The organism is Streptomyces sp. NPDC127117, from assembly GCF_042677325.1.
Classification (GTDB): Bacteria; Actinomycetota; Actinomycetes; order Streptomycetales; family Streptomycetaceae; genus Streptomyces.
Window position 1 is genome coordinate 44,121 of record NZ_JBHXTM010000002.1, and the last position, 20,652, is coordinate 64,772.

Annotated in this window: 21 protein-coding genes; 9 read left to right on the forward strand and 12 right to left on the reverse strand. The window is 71.5% G+C overall.

Annotation, left to right across the window (positions count from 1 at the left end; all coding sequences use genetic code 11):
* Positions 1-128: 128 nt before the first annotated feature.
* The 4 genes from ACFVH0_RS02235 to ACFVH0_RS02250 all read right to left on the reverse strand — a co-directional run bounded on the left by ACFVH0_RS02235 (position 129) and on the right by ACFVH0_RS02250 (position 6,166).
* Positions 129-2,300 carry a 3-hydroxyacyl-CoA dehydrogenase NAD-binding domain-containing protein gene (locus ACFVH0_RS02235; RefSeq protein WP_385817549.1) on the reverse strand — a complete coding sequence of 724 codons (2,172 nt, stop codon included), beginning with the start codon at positions 2,298-2,300 and terminating at the stop codon, positions 129-131.
* 237 nt (positions 2,301-2,537) lie between these two features.
* Positions 2,538-3,752, reverse strand: a complete 1,215-nt coding sequence (locus ACFVH0_RS02240; RefSeq protein ID WP_385817550.1) for an acetyl-CoA C-acetyltransferase — start codon at positions 3,750-3,752, stop codon at positions 2,538-2,540.
* Between the two features lie 35 nt (positions 3,753-3,787).
* Positions 3,788-4,930, reverse strand: coding sequence for an acyl-CoA dehydrogenase family protein (locus ACFVH0_RS02245; protein WP_385817551.1), 1,143 nt, complete (start codon positions 4,928-4,930; stop codon positions 3,788-3,790).
* Positions 4,931-5,014: 84 nt separating this feature from the next.
* Positions 5,015-6,166, reverse strand: a complete 1,152-nt coding sequence (locus tag ACFVH0_RS02250) for a CaiB/BaiF CoA transferase family protein (protein ID WP_385817552.1) — start codon at positions 6,164-6,166, stop codon at positions 5,015-5,017.
* A 203-nt stretch (positions 6,167-6,369) separates the two neighbouring features.
* Here ACFVH0_RS02250 and ACFVH0_RS02255 point away from each other — a divergent pair, with 203 nt between their 5' ends.
* Positions 6,370-7,560: a saccharopine dehydrogenase family protein gene (locus tag ACFVH0_RS02255; protein WP_385817553.1), complete on the forward strand. Its 1,191-nt coding sequence runs from the start codon at positions 6,370-6,372 to the stop codon at positions 7,558-7,560.
* 316 nt (positions 7,561-7,876) lie between these two features.
* Positions 7,877-8,836: a peptidoglycan-binding protein gene (locus tag ACFVH0_RS02260; RefSeq protein ID WP_385817554.1), complete on the forward strand. Its 960-nt coding sequence runs from the start codon at positions 7,877-7,879 to the stop codon at positions 8,834-8,836.
* Positions 8,837-8,884: 48 nt separating this feature from the next.
* On the opposite strand, the gene mmpA is transcribed toward ACFVH0_RS02260, so the two are convergent.
* Both mmpA and ACFVH0_RS02270 read right to left on the reverse strand, forming a co-directional pair.
* Entirely contained in the window at positions 8,885-9,028 is a 144-nt protein-coding gene (mmpA, locus tag ACFVH0_RS02265) for a morphogenic membrane protein MmpA (protein WP_259928398.1), read from the reverse strand.
* Between the two features lie 66 nt (positions 9,029-9,094).
* Positions 9,095-9,772, reverse strand: a complete 678-nt coding sequence (locus tag ACFVH0_RS02270) for an endonuclease V (RefSeq protein ID WP_385817555.1) — start codon at positions 9,770-9,772, stop codon at positions 9,095-9,097.
* Positions 9,773-9,852: 80 nt separating this feature from the next.
* Between ACFVH0_RS02270 and ACFVH0_RS02275 the strand changes: the two genes are divergently transcribed.
* Together ACFVH0_RS02275 and ACFVH0_RS02280 are read left to right on the forward strand one after the other, a co-directional pair.
* Complete coding sequence (locus ACFVH0_RS02275; RefSeq protein WP_385817556.1) at positions 9,853-10,152, forward strand: YciI family protein; 300 nt, start codon at positions 9,853-9,855, stop codon at positions 10,150-10,152.
* 27 nt (positions 10,153-10,179) lie between these two features.
* The gene (locus ACFVH0_RS02280; RefSeq protein ID WP_385817557.1) at positions 10,180-10,989 is read left to right on the forward strand and encodes a phosphotransferase family protein; all 810 of its coding nucleotides are present in this window, start codon (positions 10,180-10,182) and stop codon (positions 10,987-10,989) included.
* A 92-nt stretch (positions 10,990-11,081) separates the two neighbouring features.
* On the opposite strand, the gene ACFVH0_RS02285 is transcribed toward ACFVH0_RS02280, so the two are convergent.
* Positions 11,082-12,194, reverse strand: a complete 1,113-nt coding sequence (locus tag ACFVH0_RS02285; RefSeq protein WP_385817558.1) for a WD40/YVTN/BNR-like repeat-containing protein — start codon at positions 12,192-12,194, stop codon at positions 11,082-11,084.
* 184 nt (positions 12,195-12,378) lie between these two features.
* Between ACFVH0_RS02285 and ACFVH0_RS02290 the strand changes: the two genes are divergently transcribed.
* Positions 12,379-12,795 (forward strand): SsgA family sporulation/cell division regulator, encoded by a 417-nt coding sequence (locus ACFVH0_RS02290; RefSeq protein WP_385817559.1) that lies wholly within the window; start codon positions 12,379-12,381, stop codon positions 12,793-12,795.
* A 59-nt stretch (positions 12,796-12,854) separates the two neighbouring features.
* Here the strand turns inward: ACFVH0_RS02290 and ACFVH0_RS02295 are convergent, their stop codons facing one another.
* Positions 12,855-13,259: an ATP-binding protein gene (locus ACFVH0_RS02295; protein WP_385817560.1), complete on the reverse strand. Its 405-nt coding sequence runs from the start codon at positions 13,257-13,259 to the stop codon at positions 12,855-12,857.
* A gap of 216 nt (positions 13,260-13,475) precedes the next feature.
* On the opposite strand from ACFVH0_RS02295, the gene ACFVH0_RS02300 reads away from it, so the two are divergent.
* The 3 genes from ACFVH0_RS02300 to ACFVH0_RS02310 all read left to right on the forward strand — a co-directional run bounded on the left by ACFVH0_RS02300 (position 13,476) and on the right by ACFVH0_RS02310 (position 15,808).
* Complete coding sequence (locus ACFVH0_RS02300) at positions 13,476-14,327, forward strand: Scr1 family TA system antitoxin-like transcriptional regulator (RefSeq protein WP_385817561.1); 852 nt, start codon at positions 13,476-13,478, stop codon at positions 14,325-14,327.
* Between the two features lie 9 nt (positions 14,328-14,336).
* Entirely contained in the window at positions 14,337-14,528 is a 192-nt protein-coding gene (locus ACFVH0_RS02305; RefSeq protein ID WP_385817562.1) for a hypothetical protein, read from the forward strand.
* Positions 14,529-14,833: 305 nt separating this feature from the next.
* Complete coding sequence (locus tag ACFVH0_RS02310) at positions 14,834-15,808, forward strand: acyl-ACP desaturase (protein ID WP_259928391.1); 975 nt, start codon at positions 14,834-14,836, stop codon at positions 15,806-15,808.
* A 72-nt stretch (positions 15,809-15,880) separates the two neighbouring features.
* On the opposite strand, the gene ACFVH0_RS02315 is transcribed toward ACFVH0_RS02310, so the two are convergent.
* From ACFVH0_RS02315 to ACFVH0_RS02330, 4 genes are all read right to left on the reverse strand, one after another.
* Positions 15,881-16,381: a tetratricopeptide repeat protein gene (locus ACFVH0_RS02315; RefSeq protein WP_385817563.1), complete on the reverse strand. Its 501-nt coding sequence runs from the start codon at positions 16,379-16,381 to the stop codon at positions 15,881-15,883.
* Positions 16,382-16,429: 48 nt separating this feature from the next.
* Positions 16,430-18,067, reverse strand: a complete 1,638-nt coding sequence (locus ACFVH0_RS02320; protein ID WP_385817564.1) for a GMC family oxidoreductase — start codon at positions 18,065-18,067, stop codon at positions 16,430-16,432.
* 119 nt (positions 18,068-18,186) lie between these two features.
* On the reverse strand, positions 18,187-18,435 hold the full coding sequence (locus ACFVH0_RS02325) for a WhiB family transcriptional regulator (protein WP_385817565.1): 249 nt from the start codon (positions 18,433-18,435) through the stop codon (positions 18,187-18,189).
* 73 nt (positions 18,436-18,508) lie between these two features.
* On the reverse strand, positions 18,509-19,306 hold the full coding sequence (locus ACFVH0_RS02330) for a VOC family protein (RefSeq protein ID WP_385817567.1): 798 nt from the start codon (positions 19,304-19,306) through the stop codon (positions 18,509-18,511).
* A gap of 332 nt (positions 19,307-19,638) precedes the next feature.
* On the opposite strand from ACFVH0_RS02330, the gene ACFVH0_RS02335 reads away from it, so the two are divergent.
* Positions 19,639-20,511: a hypothetical protein gene (locus ACFVH0_RS02335; RefSeq protein ID WP_385817568.1), complete on the forward strand. Its 873-nt coding sequence runs from the start codon at positions 19,639-19,641 to the stop codon at positions 20,509-20,511.
* The last annotated feature ends 141 nt before the right edge of the window (positions 20,512-20,652 follow it).

Here is a 20,652-nt window from a genome sequence, read left to right on the forward strand (position 1 = left end):
TTTTGTGGGGGCCCCCCTTTTTCCCGGGGTGGGGGCGCGGGGGGGGGGCCCCCGGTTCCCGGGGGTTGTTGTGGGGGGGGGGGGGGCGCGGGTCCCGGGGGTTGCCCCCGCGCCCCGCGGGGTGTGCGTCAGTCGTGGAAGGTCTCGCCCTTCTCCGCCTTCTCCACGAGCAGCGCGGGCGGCAGGAAGCGGTCGCCGTACCGCTCCGCGAGTTCCCGGGCGCGGGCGACGAAGCCGGGCAGGCCGCCCTCGTACCCGTTGATGTACTGGAGCACGCCGCCGGTCCACGGCGGGAAGCCGATGCCCATGATGGAGCCGATGTTGGCGTCGGCGACGGTGATCAGGACGTTCTCCTCCAGGCAGCGGACGCTGTCCAGCGCCTCGGAGAACAGCATCCGCTCCTTCATGTCGATGAAGGGGATGTCGGTGTCCGGCTTCGTGAAGTGCTCCCGCAGTCCGGGCCAGAGACGGGTGCGCTTGCCGGCCTCGTCGTACTCGTAGAAGCCCGCGCCGCCGCTGCGTCCCGTCCGGCCGAACTCGTCGACCATCCGGTCGATGACCGCGTCCGACGGGTGACCCGGCCAGGTTCCGCCGGCCTCTTCGACGGCCCGCTTGGTCTCGTTGCGGATCTTGCGGGGCAGGGTGAGCGTCAGCTCGTCCATCAGGGAGAGCACCTTGGCCGGGTACCCGGACTGGGCCGCGGCCTGCTCGACGGAGGCGGGCTCGACGCCCTCGCCGACCATGGCGACGCCCTCGTTGATGAACTGGCCGATGACGCGCGAGGTGAAGAAGCCACGAGAGTCGTTGACGACGATCGGTGTCTTCTTGATCCGGCGGACCAGGTCGAAGGCGCGGGCCAGGGCCTCGTCGCCGGTCCGCTCGCCCTTGATGATCTCGACCAGCGGCATCTTGTCGACGGGCGAGAAGAAGTGCAGCCCGATGAAGTCGGCCGGGCGCGAGACGCCTTCGGCGAGGACGGTGATGGGCAGGGTCGAGGTGTTGGAGCAGAGCAGCGCGTCCGGCTCGATGATGTCCTGGATCTCCTGGAACACCTTGTGCTTGAGCGCGGTGTCCTCGAAGACGGCCTCGATGACCGCGTCGCAGCCGGCCAGGTCGGCCGGGTCGCCGGTCGGGGTGATCCGGGCCAGCAGTTCGTCGCGCTCGGCCTCGGTGGTGCGGCCCCGGGAGAGCGCCTTGTCGAGCAGCTTCTCGCTGTACGCCTTTCCCTTCGCGGCGGCCTCGGTGGAGACGTCCTTGAGGACGACCTCGATGCCGGCGCGGGCGCAGGAGTACGCGATGCCGGCGCCCATCATCCCGGCGCCGAGCACGGCGACCTTGTTGACCTGGCGTTCCTCGATGCCCTTGGGGCGGCTGGCACCGGAGTTGACGGCCTGGAGGTCGAAGAAGAACGCCTGGATCATGTTCTTCGCGACCTGGCCGGTGACCAGCTCGGTGAAGTAGCGGGCCTCGATGGTCAGCGCGGTCTCGAAGTCCACCTGGGAGCCCTCGACGGCGGCGGCCAGGATGTTGCGCGGCGCCGGCATCGGGGCGCCCGCGAGCTGCTTCTTCAGGTTGGACGGGAAGGCCGGCAGGTTGGCGGCGAACTTCGGGTTGGACGGGGTGCCGCCGGGAATCCGGTAGCCCTTGACGTCCCAGGGCTGCTGGGACTCGGGGTTGGCGTCGATGAAGGCGCGGGCCTTTTCGAGCATCTCCTCGCGGGTGGCGGCGACCTCGTGGACCAGGCCGTTCTCCAGGGCGCGCGACGGGGTGTACTGGGTGCCCTGGAGGAGGACCTTCAGCAGCGCGTCGGCGATGCCCATGAGGCGTACGGTGCGGGTGACGCCGCCACCGGCGGGCAGCAGGCCGAGGGTGACCTCGGGCAGGCCGATCCGGGAGCCGGGGGCGTCGAGGGCGACGCGGTGGTGCGAGGCGAGCGCGATCTCGTAACCGCCGCCGAGCGCGGCGCCGTTGATGGCGGCGACGACGGGGATGCCGAGGGTCTCGATGCGGCGCAGCGAGTTCTTGATGGCGGTGCCGGTGTCGAAGGCCAGCTGGGCGTTCTCCGGACCGATCCTGATCATGTCCTTGAGGTCGCCGCCCGCGAAGAAGGTCTTCTTGGCGGAGGTGTAGATGATGCCGCGGATGGCATCCTTCTCGGCCTCGGCGCGGTCGGCGACGGCCGCGATGGAGTCCTTGAACGCCTGGTTCATCGTGTTGGCGGACTGGTTCGGGTCGTCGAGTACGAGGGTGACGACGCCGGTCTCGTCCTGTTCCCAGCGGATGGTCGTGCTCTCGGTCATTGCTGTTCTTCTCCGTAAGTGAGGGGCCGGCGGTGGGTGGCGTGGGTGAAGGAGCGGGGCTGGGGTGCGTGCATCACAAGGCGGAGGATCGAGGCAACGCAATGGTGTCTGCCCTGCTCGAACGAAGCCGGGAGCTCGGGGAAGTCGGTGATTGACGACAACACCTAGAGGCGCGTGCCCCGGCCCCGCGACGCCTCGCCACCCGCCGCCGGCCCCTACCGGATGGCCGTGGGACGGTCAGAGACGCTCGATGACGGTGGCGATGCCCATGCCGCCGCCGACGCAGAGGGTGGCGAGGCCGTAGCGCTGGTCGCGGCGCTCCAGTTCGTCGATGAGGGTGCCGAGGATCATCGCCCCGGTCGCGCCGAGCGGGTGGCCGAGCGCGATGGCGCCGCCGTTGACGTTGATCTTGTCGAGGGAGAGACCCATGTCCCTGGCGAAGCGGAGGACGACCCCGGCGAACGCCTCGTTGATCTCGACGAGGTCGATGTCGTCGATGGTCAGCCCGGCCTTGGCGAGGGCCTTGCGGGTGGCGGGCGCGGGGCCGGTGAGCATGATGGTCGGCTCGGAGCCGGAGACGGCGGCAGAGATGATCCGGGCGCGCGGCGTGAGTCCGTAGCGCTCGCCGACCTCCTTGTTGCCGATCGCGACGAGCGCGGCGCCGTCGACGATGCCGGAGGAGTTGCCCGCGTGGTGGACGTGGTCGATCTTCTCGACCCAGTGGTACTTCTGCAGCGCCACCGCGTCGAAACCGCCCATCTCGCCGATCGCGGCGAAGGACGGCTTGAGCGCGGCGAGGGAGTCGGCGGTGGTGCCGGGCCGCATGTGCTCGTCGTGGTCGAGCACGACGAGGCCGTTGCGGTCCTTGACGGGGACGACGGAGCGGGCGAAGCGGCCGTCCTTCCACGCTTCGGCGGCGCGTTCCTGGGAGAGCGCGGCGAACTCGTCGACGTCCCGGCGGGTGAAGCCCTCGATGGTGGCGATGAGGTCGGCGCCGACGCCCTGCGGGGCGAAGCCGGTCTCGAAGTTGGTCATCGGGTCCATCGCCCAGGCGCCGCCGTCGGAGCCCATCGGCACCCGGGACATCGACTCGACGCCACCGGCGAGGACGAGGTCCTCCCAGCCCGAGCGGACCTTGGCGGCGGCCAGGTTGACGGCCTCCAGACCCGAGGCGCAGAAGCGGTTCTCCTGCACGCCGGCGACGGTGTCCGGGAGGCCGGCCGCGATGGCGGCGATCCGGGCGATGTCGGAGCCCTGGTCGCCGAGCGGGCTGACCACCCCGAGGACGATGTCGTCGATGGCCGCCGGGTCGAGGCCGGGAAAGCGGCTGCGGAGTTCGTGGATGAGGCCGACGACGAGGTCGATCGGCTTGGTGCCGTGCAGGGCGCCATTGGCCTTGCCGCGGCCGCGCGGGGTGCGGATCGCGTCGTAGACAAACGCTTCGGTACTCAAGACAGCAGCCTTTCGGGGGTGGTTGTGCGACGGGGTCAGGCGAGCAGCGAGCGGCCGATGATCTCCTTCATGATCTCGGTCGTGCCGCCGTAGATGGTCTGAATGCGGCCGTCGGTGAATGCCCTGGCGACCGGATACTCCGCCATGTAGCCGTATCCGCCGTGGAGTTGGAGACAGCGGTCGGCCGCGCGCTTCTGCAGTTCGGTGGCCCACCACTTGGCCATCGAGGCGTGCACGGCGTCGAGCGTCCCGTCGGAGTGGTCGACGATGCAGCGGTCGATGAAGGTGCGGGTGACCGCGCACTCGGTGGCCATCTCTGCGATCTCGAACCGGATGTGCTGGAGCTTGGAGAGCGGCCTTCCGAAGGCCTCGCGCTCCTTGACGTACTTCGTGGTGATCTCCAGCAGGTGTTCCGCCGCGGCGATCCCGGCGACCGCTATGCCCATCCGTTCCTGCGCCAGGTTGGTCATCAGATGGATGAAGGCGCCGTCCCGTTCGCCCAGCAGGTTCTCCTTGGGCACGCGGACGTCGTTGAAGAACAGTTCCGCGGTGTCCTGGGACTTCTGGCCGATCTTGTCGAGGTTGCGGCCCCGCTCGAAGCCCTCCGCGCCGCGTTCGACGACGATCAGCGAGAGCCCCTTCGCACCGCCCTCCGGGGTGGTCCTGGCGACCACGACCACCAGGTCGGCGAGGATGCCGTTGGAGATGAAGGTCTTGGAGCCGTTGAGCAGCCAGTGGTCGCCCTTGTCCTCGGCGGTGGTGCGGATGCCCTGGAGGTCGGAGCCCGCGCCGGGTTCGGTCATGGCGATGGCGGTGATGGTCTCGCCGCTGCAGAATCCGGGCAGCCAGCGCCGCTTCTGCTCGTCGGTGCCGAGGCCGGTGAGGTAGGGGCCGATGATGTCGTTGTGCAGCCCGAGCGCGAGGCCGGGAGTGCCGGCCCTGGTGAACTCCTCGGCGAGAACGGCGCTGTAGCGGAAGTCGGTGTTGCCGCCGCCGCCGTACTCCTCGGGCACGGCGAGGCCCAGCAGCCCCTGCCGGCCGGCCGCGAGCCATGCCTCGCGCGAGACGATGCCGTCCTTCTCCCACTGCTCGTAGTGCGGGAGGACCTCCTTGGTGAGGAAGGTACGCACGGTCTCGCGGAACGCCTGGTGCTCTTCGGTGAAGATCTGCCGCTGCACTGCGTGCCTCCTAGAACCAGTTCTTGACGGTGGGGATGGGCCGGTCCGGTGCGGGCCCGCCGGGGATCACGTCGAGCCGCACCATCAGCCGGCACCCTGCTCAGGGGTCCTCGTGATGCCGGGTACGTCCCAGTCGGCGGCGACCGCCGCGGTGTCCGCGCCGGGCTGCGCCGGTCCGCGGCGTACGGAGACGGGGGTCGCGGAGAAACGCGGTGCGGGCGCCGGCTGGGTGAGCCCGTCGTGGTCGACGAAGGTGGAGCGGGCGGCGAGGTGCGGGTGGTGCGGCGCCTCGCGGAGCGAGAGGACGGGGGCGACGCAGGCGTCCGATCCCTCGAACACCTCGGTCCACTCGGCACGCGTCCGGGTCCGGAACCGATCGGCGACGACGGTGCGCAGCTCCTCCCAGCGGCCGATGTCGCTCCGGTCCGGGGCTTCGTCCCCGATCCCGAGGAGCCTGCCGAATTCCTCGTAGAATCGCTGTTCCAGCGGCCCGACCGCCATGTACTGGCCGTCGGCGGTCTCGTACGTGCCGTAGAACGGGCAGCCGCCGTCCAGGAGGTTGGAGCCGCGCCGGTCCTGCCAGCCGCCGGCCGCCAGCATTCCGTGGATCATCATGGCGAGATGGGCGGCGCCGTCGACGATCGCCGCGTCCACGACCTGGCCCCGGCCGCCGGGGGTGCGGGCGTGCTGGAGGGCGGCGAGCACACCGACGACGAGATAGAGCGAGCCGCCCGCGTAGTCGCCGACGAGATTGGCCGGGACGGTGGGCGGCTCGCCGGGCTTGCCGATCATGGAGAGGGTGCCGGTGAGCGCGATGTAGGCGACGTCGTGGCCGGCCCGCTCGGCGAGCGGGCCGTCCTGGCCCCAGCCGGTCATCCGGCCGTAGACGAGCCGCGGATTGCGGGCCAGCGCGGCGGCGGGGCCGACGCCGAGGCGTTCGGCGACGCCCGGCCGGTAGCCCTCGATCAGGATGTCGGCGCGCTCGACCAGATCGAGCACCCGGGCAGCTCCGTCCTCGGCCTTGAGGTCGACGAGCACGGAGCGTTTGTTGCGGTTGGTGAGGTCGTACGCGGGGTCGATGCCCAGCCCCGCACCGCCGGGCCGGTCGACCCTGACGACGTCGGCGCCGAGGTCGGCCAGGAGCATCGCGGCGAAGGGGCCGGGTCCGATGCCTGCCAGTTCGACCACCCGCACCCCTGACAGCGGGCCGTGCGAGCCGTGCTCTGTCGTTGCCATCGAGCCCCCAGCGGTATGACACAACTGATGTAACAGCGATGATGCTAAGAACGCGCCGCGCTCCGCACAACCCCTTTGGCCGAGCAAGCGCTTAGTTCTTCCCCCGGGATCCTCCCCCATGGGGGCCGCCCGGCCGCACACCGCCACGACCCCCTCCGCTAACCTCTGCCTGCCACATCGGCGCCGGCCCCGCGGAGGCACGCATGAACAGGCAGAACGGGGCACAACGCCCCTTTGACGTAATCCTCTTCGGCGCCACCGGCTTCGTGGGCGCCCTCACCGCGGAATATCTCGCCGCCCACGCACCTTCCGGCTGCCGCTGGGCCGTGGCCGGACGCGACCGGGCCAAGCTGGAGCGCCTGCGCGAACGTCTCGCCGCGATCGACCCGCGCTGCGCGGAGCTCCCGCTGCTGCACGCCGACGCCGGGGACGAGCACTCGCTGCGCGAACTGGCCGAGTCCGCCCATGTGGTGGCCACGACGGTGGGCCCCTATGTCTGGTACGGCGAGAAGCTGGTCGCGGCCTGCGCCGAGGCGGGGACGGACTACGCGGACCTCACCGGTGAGGCGGAGTTCGTGGACCGGATGTACCTGGAGCACGACGCGCGGGCCCGCGAGACCGGGGCCAGGATCGTGCACGCCTGCGGTTTCGACTCCGTACCGCACGACCTCGGGGTGTACTTCACCGTCCAGCAGCTGCCGCGGGACGTCCCCCTGACCGTCGACGGCTTCGTACGCAGCAACGCCGTCTTCTCCGGCGGTACGTTCGCCTCGGCGCTCACCGCGATGGGCCGCGGGCCCCGGATGCTGAGCGCCGCCCGGGAACGCCGGCTGCACGAACCGCGGCTGGTCGCCCGCCGTGCCCGCGCACTGCTCGGCACCCCGCACTTCAGCACGGAGACCGGCACCTGGGCGCTCCCGCTGCCGACCCTGGACCCGCAGGTCGTCGAACGCTCGGCCCGGGTGCTGGCCCGGTACGGCCCCGACTTCCGCTACCGCCACTTCGCCTCGGTACGCCATCTGCCCGTGGCGCTCGGCGGCACGGCCGCGGTCGGCGCCCTGCTGGGTGCCGCTCAGCTCCCGGCGGCCCGGTCCTGGCTGATGGACCGGTACGAGCCGGGCAAGGGGCCGGACGCGGAGCGCCGCCGGCGCAGCTGGTTCACCGTGCGCTTCGTCGGCGAGGGCGGCGGGCACCGGGTCTTCACCGAGGTCTCGGGCGGTGACCCCGGCTACGACGAGACGGCGAAGATGCTCGCCGAGTCCGCGCTCTGCCTCGCCCTGGACGAACTCCCGCCGACCTCGGGTCAGGTCACCACGGCCGCCGCGATGGGGGACGCGCTGCTGGAGCGGCTCCGCTCGGCCGGGCTGCGCTTCCGGGTCGCGTCGGCCCGCTGAGCGGCGGGCGTCCCGGGCGGGCAGGTGGCTCGTCCCTGTGGTGACCCCGGTCCGGGCGAGGCGCACTCGTACGGGTGACGTCCGATGCGCGGCCCGGGTCTCCCCGCTCCGCCGCGTATGCGCAGGCAGGAGCACCCCTGGCAGGGGGTGGGAGCGGGGCGGGTCCGCAGGGCCGACGGGTCGGCCGCTCCTCGGCCGTCCGGTACGGAACGGGGCTTTCACTACGATCTGCGTCCCGCGGGTCGACGCGCCTGGGCACGTTCCCGATGCGCGGCGTTGACCTGCGGCTATGCACACAGAGAGTCGGGGAAGAACCATGACGGACAACACTGTGGCGGGCCGTGACGAGCAGCCCGGGCGAGCGCTCGCCGAGTTGCTGAGGAACTGGTGGGAGTCGTCGGCCCGCGACGGCCGCGAGAAACCCACTCAGCAGTCCCTCGCCAAGCGGCTGGGTGTCGACCAGACCACCCTGTCGCGCTATCTGAATCCCGCCCACGCCTCCAACGCACCGCGCAGGATCGTCGAGCAGCTGCACTCGGCGCTGCGGGCTCCCGCCGACGACCTGGCCCGGGCGTGCGCCCTGGCCGACGCGGCGGCGGGGGCGGCCCCGTCCCGCAAGCGCCCGGCGGCCACGGCCGCGCCCGGACCGGCATCCGTGCCCGCCGGACCGGCCGACGGGCACGGGGCGACGGCCCGTTGGTGGGACCGCTCCCCCGTCACATACCCGACCCTTGCCGTCGCCTCGCTCCTCCTGCTCGTGCTCGGCGGCTTCGCGTGGTGGCTGGCGCCGGCCACCGGACAGAGCGATGCCAAGGCCACGGCGCACGTGTCGGACCGGCCGTCGGAAGGCACGGACTGGCCACTGGCCCGCAAGGGCAATGTGCTCTGGAAGGCACGTACCGTGCAGTCGCTGCTGCGGGCCAACGGCTTCGACGTGAAGGTCGACGCCGACTTCGGTCCGGCCACGGCGGAGGCCGTTAAGCAGTTCCAGGCGGCACATGGTCTGACCCCGGACGGCAAGGTCGGGAAGGACACCTGGCCGCTGCTGATCGTCACGGTCGACTCGCGCACCACGAAGCCCGACGCCATCACGGCGGTGCAGTACCTGCTGCACCACGCCGGAGTGCCGACCGACAGCACCGGTACGTACACCCTCTCGACCATGCGGTCGCTCAAGGAGTTCCAGGAGTCCAGGAATCTGCCGGCGACGGGGATCGGGGACGAGGGAACCTGGCGCGCGCTGCTCAACGCCCAGGGGCCGGATCAGCACAAGTAGCCGCGGACCGCCGGGCAGGCGGGGAGAGGGCGGCCGTGCGCTGCGGGCTCAGAGCGCCCAGGAAACCAGCGTGCAGATCATCGAGACGGCCCAGGCCACTCCCGCGATCATCCCGAGTGTCATCCCTATCGCGACCCGGCGCTGAGCGAGATAGACGGTGCCGGGTCGTGTGGACGTTCGATGTTCGTTCATGCGTACAAGCTTGCCGGTGATGATCGGCAAACGGAATCCGTACGCGTACTCACGCGCGCCGCGTACTCAGGCGGTCGCCTCCCGCAGCGTCTTCCGGCAGAGCGAGTCGGCCCTGCGGGTGGTCTCCGGCTGACGGAAGTCGCGGGCCAGCAGCAGGGTGTGGGCGCAGGCGTTGTCCAGGCCGGTGCGGTGACCGACCGACACGAAGACGGGCTTCACGCCGTCCTGGGTACGCAGCGCCCGGCCCACCTCCTCCTGGCCGTCGAGCAGCGGGGACCAGTCGCCGCGACGGGGGCCCGGTTGCTCGTACGAGAAGGTGAACGGGTTCTTGGCGACGCCGATCACCGGGAGGCCGGTGAGCACCCCGAGATGGCTGGCGAGTCCGAAGCGGCGCGGGTGTGCCCGGCCGTATCCGTCGCAGATCACCAGTCCGGGGTCGACCGGCAGGGATTCGAGCGCGGCCAGCACGGTCGGGATCTCCCGGAAGGCGAGGAGGCCGGGGATGTACGGGAAGGTGATCCGGCCGACGGCGGTGGTCTCGGCGACCACTTCGAACGTCGCCCCGTCCAGGACGACCGCCGCCGCGACGACGACATCGCGCTCGTCGTCGTAGGCAACGTCCACCCCCGTGACCCGCCCGGTCCCGGGCGGTGGGCCGGGTTCGTCGAGCACCACCCGGGAACGCAGGGTGTCCTGGACGGCTCGGGCTTCGGCCTCGTCGGCGGGCATCGGAAGGTTTGTCATGGTGCGGCCGAGTCTAAGTGCTGCCCACGGGCCGGGCCCGGGGGTCCGCCGGGCCCGGCCGTACCCGTAGCCTGGCGATCATGTTTGTACTCGAACTGACCTACACCGCCCCCGTCGAGCGCGTCGACGAACTGCTCCCGGACCATGTCGTCTGGCTGGACGCGCAGTACGCGGCGGGGGTGTTCATCGCGTCGGGCCGCAAGAACCCGCGCGACGGCGGGGTGATCCTGGCCGTCGGGGACGATCGTGCGCGGATCGAGAGGATCGTTTCGGAGGACCCCTTCTCGGTCCGGGGCGTGTGCGCGTACCGCATCACCGAGTTCATCGCGACGAAGACCTCGGACGAACTCGCCCCGCACCGCCAGCAGTTGCCCGGATAGCGGGCACTCGGAACAGGGTGGGCTTCCGTGCCGTGGAGTACGCACGCCGTCGATCTCCGGTCCGACCGCGTGATCAAGACGTTCCGGCGTGACAGTCACGGAGAGTGCGAGCGGGAGTGGCGCGCGCTGAGGCTTCTCGCCGCGTACGCACCGGACTTGGCCCCCGTCCCGCACAGCGTGGATCTCGCAGCGGAGGAACCGGTGGTGGTGATGTCCCGCGTGCCGGGCGAGCCGCTGCGCGGACAGCCGCTCGACGACCGGCGGCTGGCGGCTCTGGCAGCGGCCGCGGACGAGCTGTACGCGGCCGTGCCGCTCGACGTCCTGTCCGAGGTCCCCGTCCGGCCCGGCCGGCAACAGCGGCTCGTCGCCCGGATCCACGCCTGGGTACCGCGGACTCGCCCGCGAGTCGGCGGCGAGGTGGGCGAGGCCATGGACCGCGGCCTTGCCTGGCTGTCCCGCTCGGGCATGGACCGGGCCGGTCGGCCGGACGTCCCGGTGGTCTTCGGTCCGGGGGACGGCAACCTCGCCAACTATCTGTGGGACGGCGCTCGTGTGCGGGTCGTCGACTTCGAGGACTCCGGCCTCAGCGACCGGCCCTTCGAGCTGGCGGAGATCACGGAGCACGTGTCCGGCTGGATCGGCCCGCCCCTCGATGTGGCGGCGTTCCTCGATCGGTTCGACCTGACCGCCGCCGAACGCGCGCGGCTGCCGGAATGCCGCAGGCTGCTGGCGCTCGTCTGGTTGTTCCTGCTGTCCTTCGACGACCCTCGCCATCCCCGCAACCCGCCGGGAACGGCCGAGCGGCAAGCCGCCCGGCTGTGCCGGCTCCTTGCCTGAGGCCGGACCCCGGCCGAAGCTGTGGGCAGGCCGCCCCGCTGCCCGACGGTGCGGGCGGGCAGCGGGGAACCGTGCGGACTCGTGGTGGCCGGTTACCGGGCCGGACGCTGTCCCGCGTGTGCCACGCGGCCCTTCTCTCCCGCGGCCCAGCAGCCGCCGTCCGGGGTGCAGTCGACGGTGTCGTACGAGCCGGTGTCGACCGTGCGCCAGGTGCGGCCGCCGTCCGTCGTGAGGTCGGTGCCGGTCGGACCGACCGCCAGGGCGCCGGACCTGCTGTGCGGCAGCCAGGCGACGCCCGAGCGGTAGGCGCTGGGCGGGGTGGCGGCCTGTTGCCAGGTGCGGCCCGCGTTGCCCGTCGTGGCCGCGGCGTTCGGCGACGGCTCTCCGGCACGGTAGTCGCCGCCGACCGCGAGGCCGTGGTGGCGGTCTCGGAAGGCGAGTCCGAAGACGCCGCGGGCCGGATCGCCGGCGGGGATGGCCGATTCGGTCGCGGTCCAGGTCAGCCCGCGGTCGGCGGAGTGCAGCACCCGTGCGGTGGCGGCGCCTCCGGTGGCGAGCCAGACGTCCCGGGGGCCCGACGAGACCAGGCACTGGCCGCTTGCGGCGAATCCCGCCTCACCGGGCTGGGCCCGCGGCATGCCCGTGTCGGGCAGCACCCGCCAGTTCCGGCCGCCGTCCGAGGTGGACAGGATCCGGTACTTGCCGTCCACGGGATCGCTCATCGCCAGTCCGTGCCGGCTGTCGAAGAAGGTGAGGCAGTCGTAGAAGGCGCGCGCGTCGGTGTTGCGGAACGACTCCGTCCAGGTCGCTCCCCCGTCGTCCGTGCGGAACACCCGGGAGGCCTCGCCCTCCCCGATGGCCAGGGCCACCGCACGTCTGCCGTCGAACGCTTCGATGTCGCGGAACTCCAGCGCCTCCCGGGCCGCGCCGGGCGGTGACACATCGCGCCAGTGCCTGCCTCCGTCAGAGGTGCGCAGCACCGTCCCCCCGGTGCCCGCGACCCAGGCGGTGCGCCGGCTGACGGCGGCGAGGCCGCGGAAGCGGGCGTCCGTTCCGGTGTCGGTGAGCGTCCAGGCCGGTCGTTCGCCGGGCCGTTGGTGTTCCCACGGTGTCGCCGCGGCTGCCGGTGTGGCCAGTGCCGCGGTCAGCGCCGCCGCACAGAGCCCCCATGACATCAGTCGTCTCGTCTTCCCCTTGACCCTCATGGCGCTGGAAGCTAGCCCACGCGTTGCGCCCAGTCCAGGGCGCGCCGCCGTGAAGCGGCCGGGCGCCGGGCGCGGCGGCGGGCGGTGATACAGCTCACGCCACCTTCCGGTGCACGGATGAGGGACTTCCCTCGTCTGTATCAGTGCCGGGAACCGTTCATCTGGCCGAGAAAGGGAGCAGGTCTTGTCCACAGTTATCGAGCAGTCCGTGCAGGCCCGCATGGTCGCATCCGCACCGCGGATGGAGACTCTTCCCGCCACTCTGCACTACGACCCGAAGGATCCGTTCGCCGTACGCATGGCGTTTCCGGCCCCGGCGACCCTGGAGGGCACCGAGGTCGCCTGGGAGTTCTCGCGTGAGCTGCTGGCGGCGGGGATGGACGGGGCGGCCGGTGTCGGGGACGTACGCGTCAGGCCGTTCGGCTACGAGCGTACGGTCCTGGAGTTCCATGCCGCCGAGGGAATCGCGATGGTGCACGTCCGCACGGCGGAGTTGCGCCGTTTTCTGGAGCGGGCGCAGGAAATGGTGCCCGTCGGCGACGAACACCGGTTCCTGGATCTCGACCGCGCTCTGACCGATCTGCTCGGCGGTCCCTGCTGAGACCTCTCGTCCGGCGGGGCGGGCCGGCCTCTGGGCGGGCAGGCCGTACGGGCGGGGCGTCAGCTGTGGAGTAAGGCCCAGGCCTTGCAGCCGCCGGACGGTGTCAGCGCGGGCGCCAGCCCCCAGTCCCCGCCGTGCGCGTCGACCGCGGCGGCCAGCAGCCACATGCTGTCGCTGCGGCGCTCGCGGCATTCCTCGGACTTCATGGCCGAGCCGTGGGAGGGGTGCTGGTCGTAGAGGGTGATGCGGAGTGCGTCGAACTGCCAGTGCACCCGCAGCAGCATCTCCCGGTCCGGGGTGAACCGGTAGGCGGTGGCGACCAGTTCCGAGGCGGCGAGCACGGCCGTCTCCCGGAGGTCGGCGAGGCCGTGCCGGGAGAGCAGGTCACCCACGGCGCCGCGTGCGAGGCCGGCGCAGAAGGCGCCGCCGGGCAGTGCGAACGAATAACTCAGGTTGTCCGCCACCGGTGGGTGGGGTCCGGCAGGTGTGACGGACGGAAGACAACGCAGTGCGCCCTTCATCAAGATGCTCACATTTCGGTAATTGTGGTGACGATCACACATAGGCGCGGTCGCCCCGTGTGAGACTTGCGCTACCGACCGTAGCGCACCCTGGAGCACAGTGCTACTACTTGTGCGGTTCCGGTCATTTCACTCCCAGCCCCCGGAAGGGACCACACCTTGCCGCCCAGAAGCACCCCGACCGCCCGGCAGCAGCGACTCGGGTACGAACTACGCAAACTGCGCGAGCAGTCGGGCATGCCGGTGCAGCAGGCCGCCGCGCTGCTCGGCGTCGACCGCACCCGCATCCCGAACATCGAATCGGGGCGGTTCGGCATCAGCGCCGAACGGGTCCGCACCCTCGCCTTCAACTACGGCTGCCCGGACACCGGCCTGATCGACCTGCTCGCCGAGATGGCCCAGGAACGCGCCAGGGGCTGGTGGGAGGAACACCGCGGACTGCTGCTGCCGGGGCTGCTCGACATCGCCGAACTCGAATACCACGCAGTGGAGTTGACGACCTCCACCACCACGCACATCCCCGGCCTCCTGCAGACCGAGCAGCATGCGCGGGCGGTCTTCGACACGGCCGATCCGCCACTGCCCGGACCCGATCTGAAGGCCCGGCTGTCGCTTCGGCTGCGCCGCCAGGAGGTGCTGGAGCGGGACCGTCCGCCGATGTACGAGTCGGTGGTCCACGAGGCGGCACTGCGCATGCAGTTCGGCGGCCCGAAGGTGGCGCGCGCCCAACTGGACCACATCCTCGGGCAGTCCGAGCGGGACCGGATCACGGTCCGGGTGATCCCGTTCACGGCCGGCGGTTTCCCGGGCGCCGGACAGTCGTTCACCTATGTGGGCGCCGCGGTGCCGCAGCTCGACACCGTGCAGCTCGATTCCTCGCATGGTTCGATGCTGCTGGACTCCGACATGCAACTGCGCCGCTATCGCGGCCTGTTGGAGCGCCTGCGCACTCTCGCGCTGCCCGTCGAGGAATCGCGCGACTTCATCCGATCCATAGCCCAGGACCTCTGAGGAGCGACCATGACCGATATCTGCTGGGACGAAGCCTTCTGCAGCGAGGGCGCCAACTGCTTCCGCTTCGGACTCGACGACCAGGGCAGGGCCTACATCGGCTCCACCACGGACGCCACCGCCTATGTCAGCGATTCCGTGGAGGCGCTGCGGGCGCTGATCTCCGCGGTGAAGTCCGGCGCGGCGGACCACCTGCTCTGACCGCACTCCCCGACCGTGCCCGCGCCCCCGCGATGGTCCGCTCCGAGTACGCCGACAGCTCTGAGCGCTCCCCGGCCGGGGGCCGGCCGGTCGCCGGCCGACCGGAATCCACCGGCGCGCCTCCCCCGCAGCGCGCCGCACCGAATCCCTTTCACGGACCCACGTCCGCCCCGGGACCTGCGTACATAACGTTACGTAACCGGGCATCGCGAGGGCGGGCTTGGCGGTGGCCTTACCGCCGCTTTAACCTACGGTCTCGTAACCTACGTATCCGTAGGTAATTCTCCCGTCCCCAGGAGTTCCCCGTGACGATCACCGCTCCCCACCTCGGCAGCCCCAAGGCGTGGACCGACGCCCAGCTGCTGTACGCCCTGGAAGAGGTGGTGGAGAAGGAGCTCAACCGCCATCTCAAGGTCGCCAAGGACTGGATGCCCCACGAGTACGTGCCGTTCTCCGACGGACGGAACTTCCCCGGCGTCTTCGAGGACGGTGAGGCCTGGCAGGCCGACCAGTCCAAGGTCACCGACATCGGCAAGATCGCCCTGGTGGTGAACCTGTTGACCGAGGACAACCTCCCGAGCTACCACCACGAGATCGCCTCCCTCTTCGGCCGGGACGGTGCCTGGGGCACCTGGGTGCACCGCTGGACCGCCGAGGAGGGCCGGCACGGCATCGTGATGCGGGACTACCTGCTCACCTCGCGGGCCGTCGACCCGGACAAGCTGGAGCAGTTCCGGATGGCGCACATGGCGGAGGGCTTCGAGTCGGACAACCGTCACTCGATGCTGCACTCCGTGGCGTACGTCGCGTTCCAGGAGCTGGCCACCCGTGTCTCGCACCGCAACACCGGCCACCAGTCGGGCGACCCGGTCTGCGACCGCATGCTCGCGCGGATCGCGACCGACGAGAACCTGCACATGGTCTTCTACCGCAACCTCCTCGGAGCGGCCTTCGAGCTCGCCCCGGACCTGACGATGCAGGCGGTGCGCGATGTCGTCGTCAACTTCCGGATGCCCGGTCACGGCATGCCGGGCTTCGAGCGGGCCGCCGCGCAGATGGCGATCGGCGAGATCTACAACATGCGCATCCACCACGACGACGTGATCCAGCCCGTGTTGCGCTACCTGAAGGTCCTCTCCATCGACGGCCTGGGCCCCGAGGGCCTCAAGGCGCAGGAGGAGCTGGGCCTGTACATGGGCGGTCTGGACAGCGAGGCGGCGAAGTTCGACGAGAAGCTGGCCGCCCGCAAGGCGCGGATGGCCGCGCGCGCCGGCGCCTGACGGCCCCCGGGATCCGGCAGCCCCGGTCCCCCGGCGGGGGATTGGGGCTGCCGGATCTCCCATCGATTCGTGTCACACCGTTTCGTGCAGGTCCCGCGCGTAGTGCTCGATGGCCGCCCGGTACTGACGCACATACGGATCCGTGCTGCTGGTGGCGAGCAGTTCCAGCAGCAGCCGCATGGCCTCGTGGTGCTCCCCGGTGTTGAACAGCGCCATGGCGAGAAACGTCCGTAGCGCCCCGTCGTCCGGGAACCGCTCGACACCGCCGCGCAGCACCTCCACGGCCTTCTCGTACTGCCCGAGCACCCGGTACGTGCTCCCCAGGCCGAGGAGCGCGCCCCGGCGGTCCTCCTCCGACAGCCCGCTCCCGCCGAGCCCGCGTTCGTAGAACGGCACCGCCTCGGCCTCCAGCCCGAGCACATCGTGGGCCCAGGCGGTCTGGTAGGCGATCTCCGCGTCCGCGGGGAACTCGGCGGAGAGTGCCAGCAGTCGCTGCCGTGCCTCCTCCCGGTGGCCCTCGGCGCGCAGCCGTACGGCCGCCGCGAGTGAACTGTCCCGGTCGTGATCATTCATACCGGCATCGTCCCAGGCCGGTGAGGTGGCCCGGCCCCGGCCCCCGCGTCATGGCACGACCGGCCGCCGCGCGTCCTCCCGGATCAGTTCCGCCGCCTTCTCGGCGATCGCGACCGTCGGTGCGTGGGTGTGGCCACGGGTGATCCGCGGCATCACGGAGGCATCGACGACGCGGAGCCCCGCCACTCCGCGCACCCGCAGCCGCGGATCGGTCACGGCGGCCGGGTCCTCGCCCATGCGGCAGGTGCCGACCGGGTGGTACAGCGTCTCGGCACCGCTACGGATCGCCTCGGCGAGACGGGCATCGTCGACCGGGCCGGGGTACCCGCCCATCGGGCCGGAGGCGTGCGCGCCGAGCCGGGGGCTCGCCAGCAGCGACTCGGCACGGCGGACCCCGGCGATCAGACGGCCGAGATCGGCTTCGGAGGTCAGATGGCCAGGGTCGATCCGGAGCCCCGGGTCGGCCGCGGGTCCGGAGCCGGAATCCGCGTCCTTCGGGTCCGGCTCCTTCGCGTTCAGCGTGATCCGGCCCGCGCTCTCGGGCTGGAGGAGCACCACCCCGATGGTGACCCCGTGCTGGGTCGGGGCGGTCAGACCGTGGTTGATGAACGGCGCCGGGGCAAAGATCAGTTCGAGGTCCGGGGCGGCCAGTTCCGGTGTGCTGCGGACGAAGGCGACCGCCTCGGCAGGGTTCGAGGTGAGCGGCCCGCGACGGGCCAGCAGGAAGCGGCCCACGTCGGCCGGGCTGTCGGCCCCGGTCAGCCTGACCGGCCGGGGGCAGAGCATCGTCACGGCGAACGAGAGATGGTCCTGGAGGTGGCGGCCGACGTCCGGGGACTCGACGCGCACCTCGATGCCCGCCTCGCGCAGCCGGCCGGGGTCGCCGATGCCGGAGCGGAGCAGCAGATACGGCGAGCCGATGGCCCCCGCGCTCAGGACGACCTCGCGGCGGGCGGTGATCACCGGCGCGCCCAAGGCGTTCCCGGTGATCACACCGACGGCCCGGGCGCCTTCGAGGGCGAGGGCGCGGACCCGGACGCCGGTCAGCACGTCCAGGTTGGGGCGGCGGCCGGCCGGTTTCAGATAGCCGTCGGCCGCGCTCCAGCGGCGTCCGCCCCGCCGGCTGAGCGGGGCGATCGCACAGCCGCTGTGGTCGGGGCCGTTCAGCTCGGCCAGCAGTGGCAGGTCATCGTCCTGGCAGGCGTCCAGGAAGGCGTCGGTGAGCGGGTTCGGGTCACGGGGCGGCGAGATGAACAGCGGGCCCTCGGTGCCGTACACCGTGCCGTCCGCGGTGTCGCCGGTCCACCGTTCCGCGCGCCTGAAGTAGCGGGCGAGCGCGTCGTACGACCAGTCGTCGCCGGCCGTCCCGGCCCAGGCTTCGTAGTCGTCGCGGTGGCCGCGCACCCACATCATCGCGTCGATCGATGAGCATCCGCCGAGTGTGTGGCCACGCGGCCGGTACAGTTCGCGGCCGCCCGGGGCCGACTGCGCCACCGTACTGAAGTCCCGGTCGTACGCCGCCCCGAACGGCTTCGGAAAGGCGGCCGGGATACGGATCCCCGGTTTGCGGTCACGCCCGCCCGACTCCAGGAGCGCGACCCTGACCGTCGGGTCCTCGGAGAGTCTCGCGGCCAGCACACAGCCGGCCGATCCCGCTCCGACGACGATGTAGTCGTACTCGCTCAACCCGGATCCCCTCGTGGCTCGCACGAACGCCGCAACGGGTGTGCGGAGGTCCGAATCGTCCCACGGGCAGAGCGTGTTCGGACCTGGGATCGCCGTGTCCCGATCCGAACGGATGACCCTCAGTCGCGACCGGTTCTGCGCAGCAGGTCCCGCTCCTTCTCGGACAGCCCGCCCCATACGCCGAAGCGCTCGTCGTTGGCGAGGGCGTACTCCAGGCACGCCTCGCGCCCCTCGCAGGCGTTGCAGAGCTGCTTGGCCTCACGGGTGGAGCTGCCGGGGGCGGGAAAGAAGAACTCGGGCCCCGCCTGGGCGCACAGCGCAGTCTCCTGCCAGGCGAGTGCGGGGTCGGCCGCGGTGTTGATCAGCATGCGGTCCACAGTGCCCGGTGGCGATAAACGACCGATCAACGCTTCATCAATGCGGCGCGCCGATGACTTCCGGTCAGCTCTGCGGCGGCGCGCTCTTGATCAGAGAGAATTCGGCCCCGTCCGGATCGGCGACATCGGCGAACCTTCCCACACCTTCCATCTCCGTGGGTTCCAGGGTCAGCCTGCCGCCCAGCCGCTCCACGTCCGCGACCGCCTCGTCGCAGTCCTCCACCTCGAAGCGGGGCAGCCAGTGCGGCCCGGCCACCGCCCTCGTCGGCACCGTGTTCAGCGGTACGAAGCCGCCGAAACCCGCCTCCTCGCCCCCACCGCCGGTCCGGATCACCGTGTAGGAACCGCCGCCCCCGGGGTACGGCACCCGGACGCTCTCCCATCCGAGGACCGCGTTGTAGAACGCGGCGGCCGCGGGCACGTCCGGGGTGTACAGCTCGGCCCAGCACAGGCTTCCGGGGACGCCCACGGCGCCCAGGCCCGGATTCTCCCTGGGCTGCCAGATACCGAAAAAGGCCCCTGCCCGGTCCTTGAATCCGGCCATCCTGCCGAAGTCCAGGACATCCATCGGGGCGAACGGTACGCTGCCGCCGGCCCGCTCGACCGCGGACGCCGTGGCGTCGGCGTCCGACGACCGGAAGTACACCGACCAGGACGGCCCGGCCTGCTCCTCGGTGACCGTCATCGCGCCGCCGACCGTCTTCCCGTCGAGCGTGAACACGCCGTAGCCGCCGGTCTCCGGGCCGCCGGCCACGTACTCCCAGCCGAAGAGGCCGGTGTAGAACTCGACGGCCCCGTCGAGATCGGGTGTGCCCAGATCGGTCCAGTTGGGCGCTCCGTCGACGTAACGGGTGGTGAGCATGGCCGGCTCCTTCGACGGTGCTTGTGCCGTGCGGCACGGGAGTCCTTCCCGACGTTCCGAGTCTCGCACCGGGCACCGGGCACCGCAGCCCGCGCCCGGCGCGGTGGCGGCGTCGCGGTGGGCCGTACGGAGGCGGCCCGCGGACGGCCGGTCCTCGCCCCGCGCCGTGTGCGGGGGATTGCCCGCAGGCACCGTTCCCGTGGATGATCTCCCCCATGACCACCAGAAAGGCCCATGCCGCGTAGGCGCCCCCCGATCCGGCACTCGGCGAACGCGCCGCCGGTCCTGCGCATGCCCGCAGCCGACCGTTCGCGCACAAGCCGAGGAGCACCATGGAATCCGTCCGCCTGACCGAGTACGCCCGCCTGCCGCGCGCATACGGCCGGCTGCACCTTCTGCACAGCACCGTCGACGCGTACGGCCGCACGCACTGGCTGCTGACCGAAGCCGCCCCCGGGCCGGGACCGGCCGATCCGTACGAGGCCCTGGTCGTCACCGCGGACCGGGGCGATGTGTACGAGACCCACCTCGGCGCGGTCCGGCTGTACCGGCCCCGGCTCGATGCCCTGCCCGACGGCGGTTTCGTGCTCGCGGAGGCCCGCAGCAAGCCCCGCGTCCACCACGTGCAGGTCTTCGACGCGCTCGGGCGTTCGTCGTGGACGTTCCGGGTGGGCGATGCGATCGGGCATCTGCTGACCGACACCTCGGGTGCCCTGTGGGTCGGCCACTCCGACGAGGGGGTGTACGGCGACGATCCGCTGAGCCACCCCGGTCTGCGGCGCTGGAGCAGCACGGGCGAACCGCTGTGGTCGTTCAGCCCGGGGCCCGGACCGCTGGACATGTCGGACTGTCTCGCCCTCAACGTCCACGGCACGACGGCGTGGGCGTGCCCGTACATGCACCATCCCCTGATCGAGGTCGGGGCCGACGGCTCCGTGCGGCTGCGCACCACCCGGGTGCGCCGCGTCAGCGGCCTCGCGCTGGAGGGCGGGCGGGTGGCCTTCCTGGATCTCGACGACGTGCTGACATACGGCAGGATCACGGAGCACACGGTCGAACCGGAGCCGGGGGCGGCACGGCTGGTCCGGCCCGACGGCCGGGCCCTGGCGGGCCGGAGCCTGGTCTGCCGGGGGCCGCGCATCCATGTCCGTGAGCGCGGCGGAACGGACTGGTCGGTGTTCGACATCGGTCGCGGTGATCGGTGAGACGGATGAGGACGGCTGCGCTGTCTTCGCCGTCGGCCCCGGCACACACCGCGTCTCCGAGTCCATGCCGTCCACCCGTACTCCAGGGGAGCGTCGGCCCCGGCACACACCGCGTCTCCCGCTGAGCGGGGCCCGGCCGCC

Excerpts from the sequence above, each read along its gene's own strand:
- ACFVH0_RS02235 (WP_385817549.1), bottom strand. The coding sequence starts at position 2,300 with ATGACCGAGAGCACGACCATCCGCTGGGAACAGGACGAGACCGGCGTC.
- ACFVH0_RS02250 (WP_385817552.1), bottom strand. The coding sequence starts at position 6,166 with ATGGCAACGACAGAGCACGGCTCGCACGGCCCGCTGTCAGGGGTGCGG.
- ACFVH0_RS02255 (WP_385817553.1), top strand. The coding sequence starts at position 6,370 with ATGAACAGGCAGAACGGGGCACAACGCCCCTTTGACGTAATCCTCTTC.
- ACFVH0_RS02260 (WP_385817554.1), top strand. The coding sequence starts at position 7,877 with ATGACGGACAACACTGTGGCGGGCCGTGACGAGCAGCCCGGGCGAGCG.
- mmpA (WP_259928398.1), bottom strand. The coding sequence starts at position 9,028 with ATGAACGAACATCGAACGTCCACACGACCCGGCACCGTCTATCTCGCT.
- ACFVH0_RS02270 (WP_385817555.1), bottom strand. The coding sequence starts at position 9,772 with ATGACAAACCTTCCGATGCCCGCCGACGAGGCCGAAGCCCGAGCCGTC.
- ACFVH0_RS02275 (WP_385817556.1), top strand. The coding sequence starts at position 9,853 with ATGTTTGTACTCGAACTGACCTACACCGCCCCCGTCGAGCGCGTCGAC.
- ACFVH0_RS02285 (WP_385817558.1), bottom strand. The coding sequence starts at position 12,194 with ATGAGGGTCAAGGGGAAGACGAGACGACTGATGTCATGGGGGCTCTGT.
- ACFVH0_RS02305 (WP_385817562.1), top strand. The coding sequence starts at position 14,337 with ATGACCGATATCTGCTGGGACGAAGCCTTCTGCAGCGAGGGCGCCAAC.
- ACFVH0_RS02315 (WP_385817563.1), bottom strand. The coding sequence starts at position 16,381 with ATGAATGATCACGACCGGGACAGTTCACTCGCGGCGGCCGTACGGCTG.
- ACFVH0_RS02325 (WP_385817565.1), bottom strand. The coding sequence starts at position 18,435 with ATGCTGATCAACACCGCGGCCGACCCCGCACTCGCCTGGCAGGAGACT.
- ACFVH0_RS02330 (WP_385817567.1), bottom strand. The coding sequence starts at position 19,306 with ATGCTCACCACCCGTTACGTCGACGGAGCGCCCAACTGGACCGATCTG.
- ACFVH0_RS02335 (WP_385817568.1), top strand. The coding sequence starts at position 19,639 with ATGGAATCCGTCCGCCTGACCGAGTACGCCCGCCTGCCGCGCGCATAC.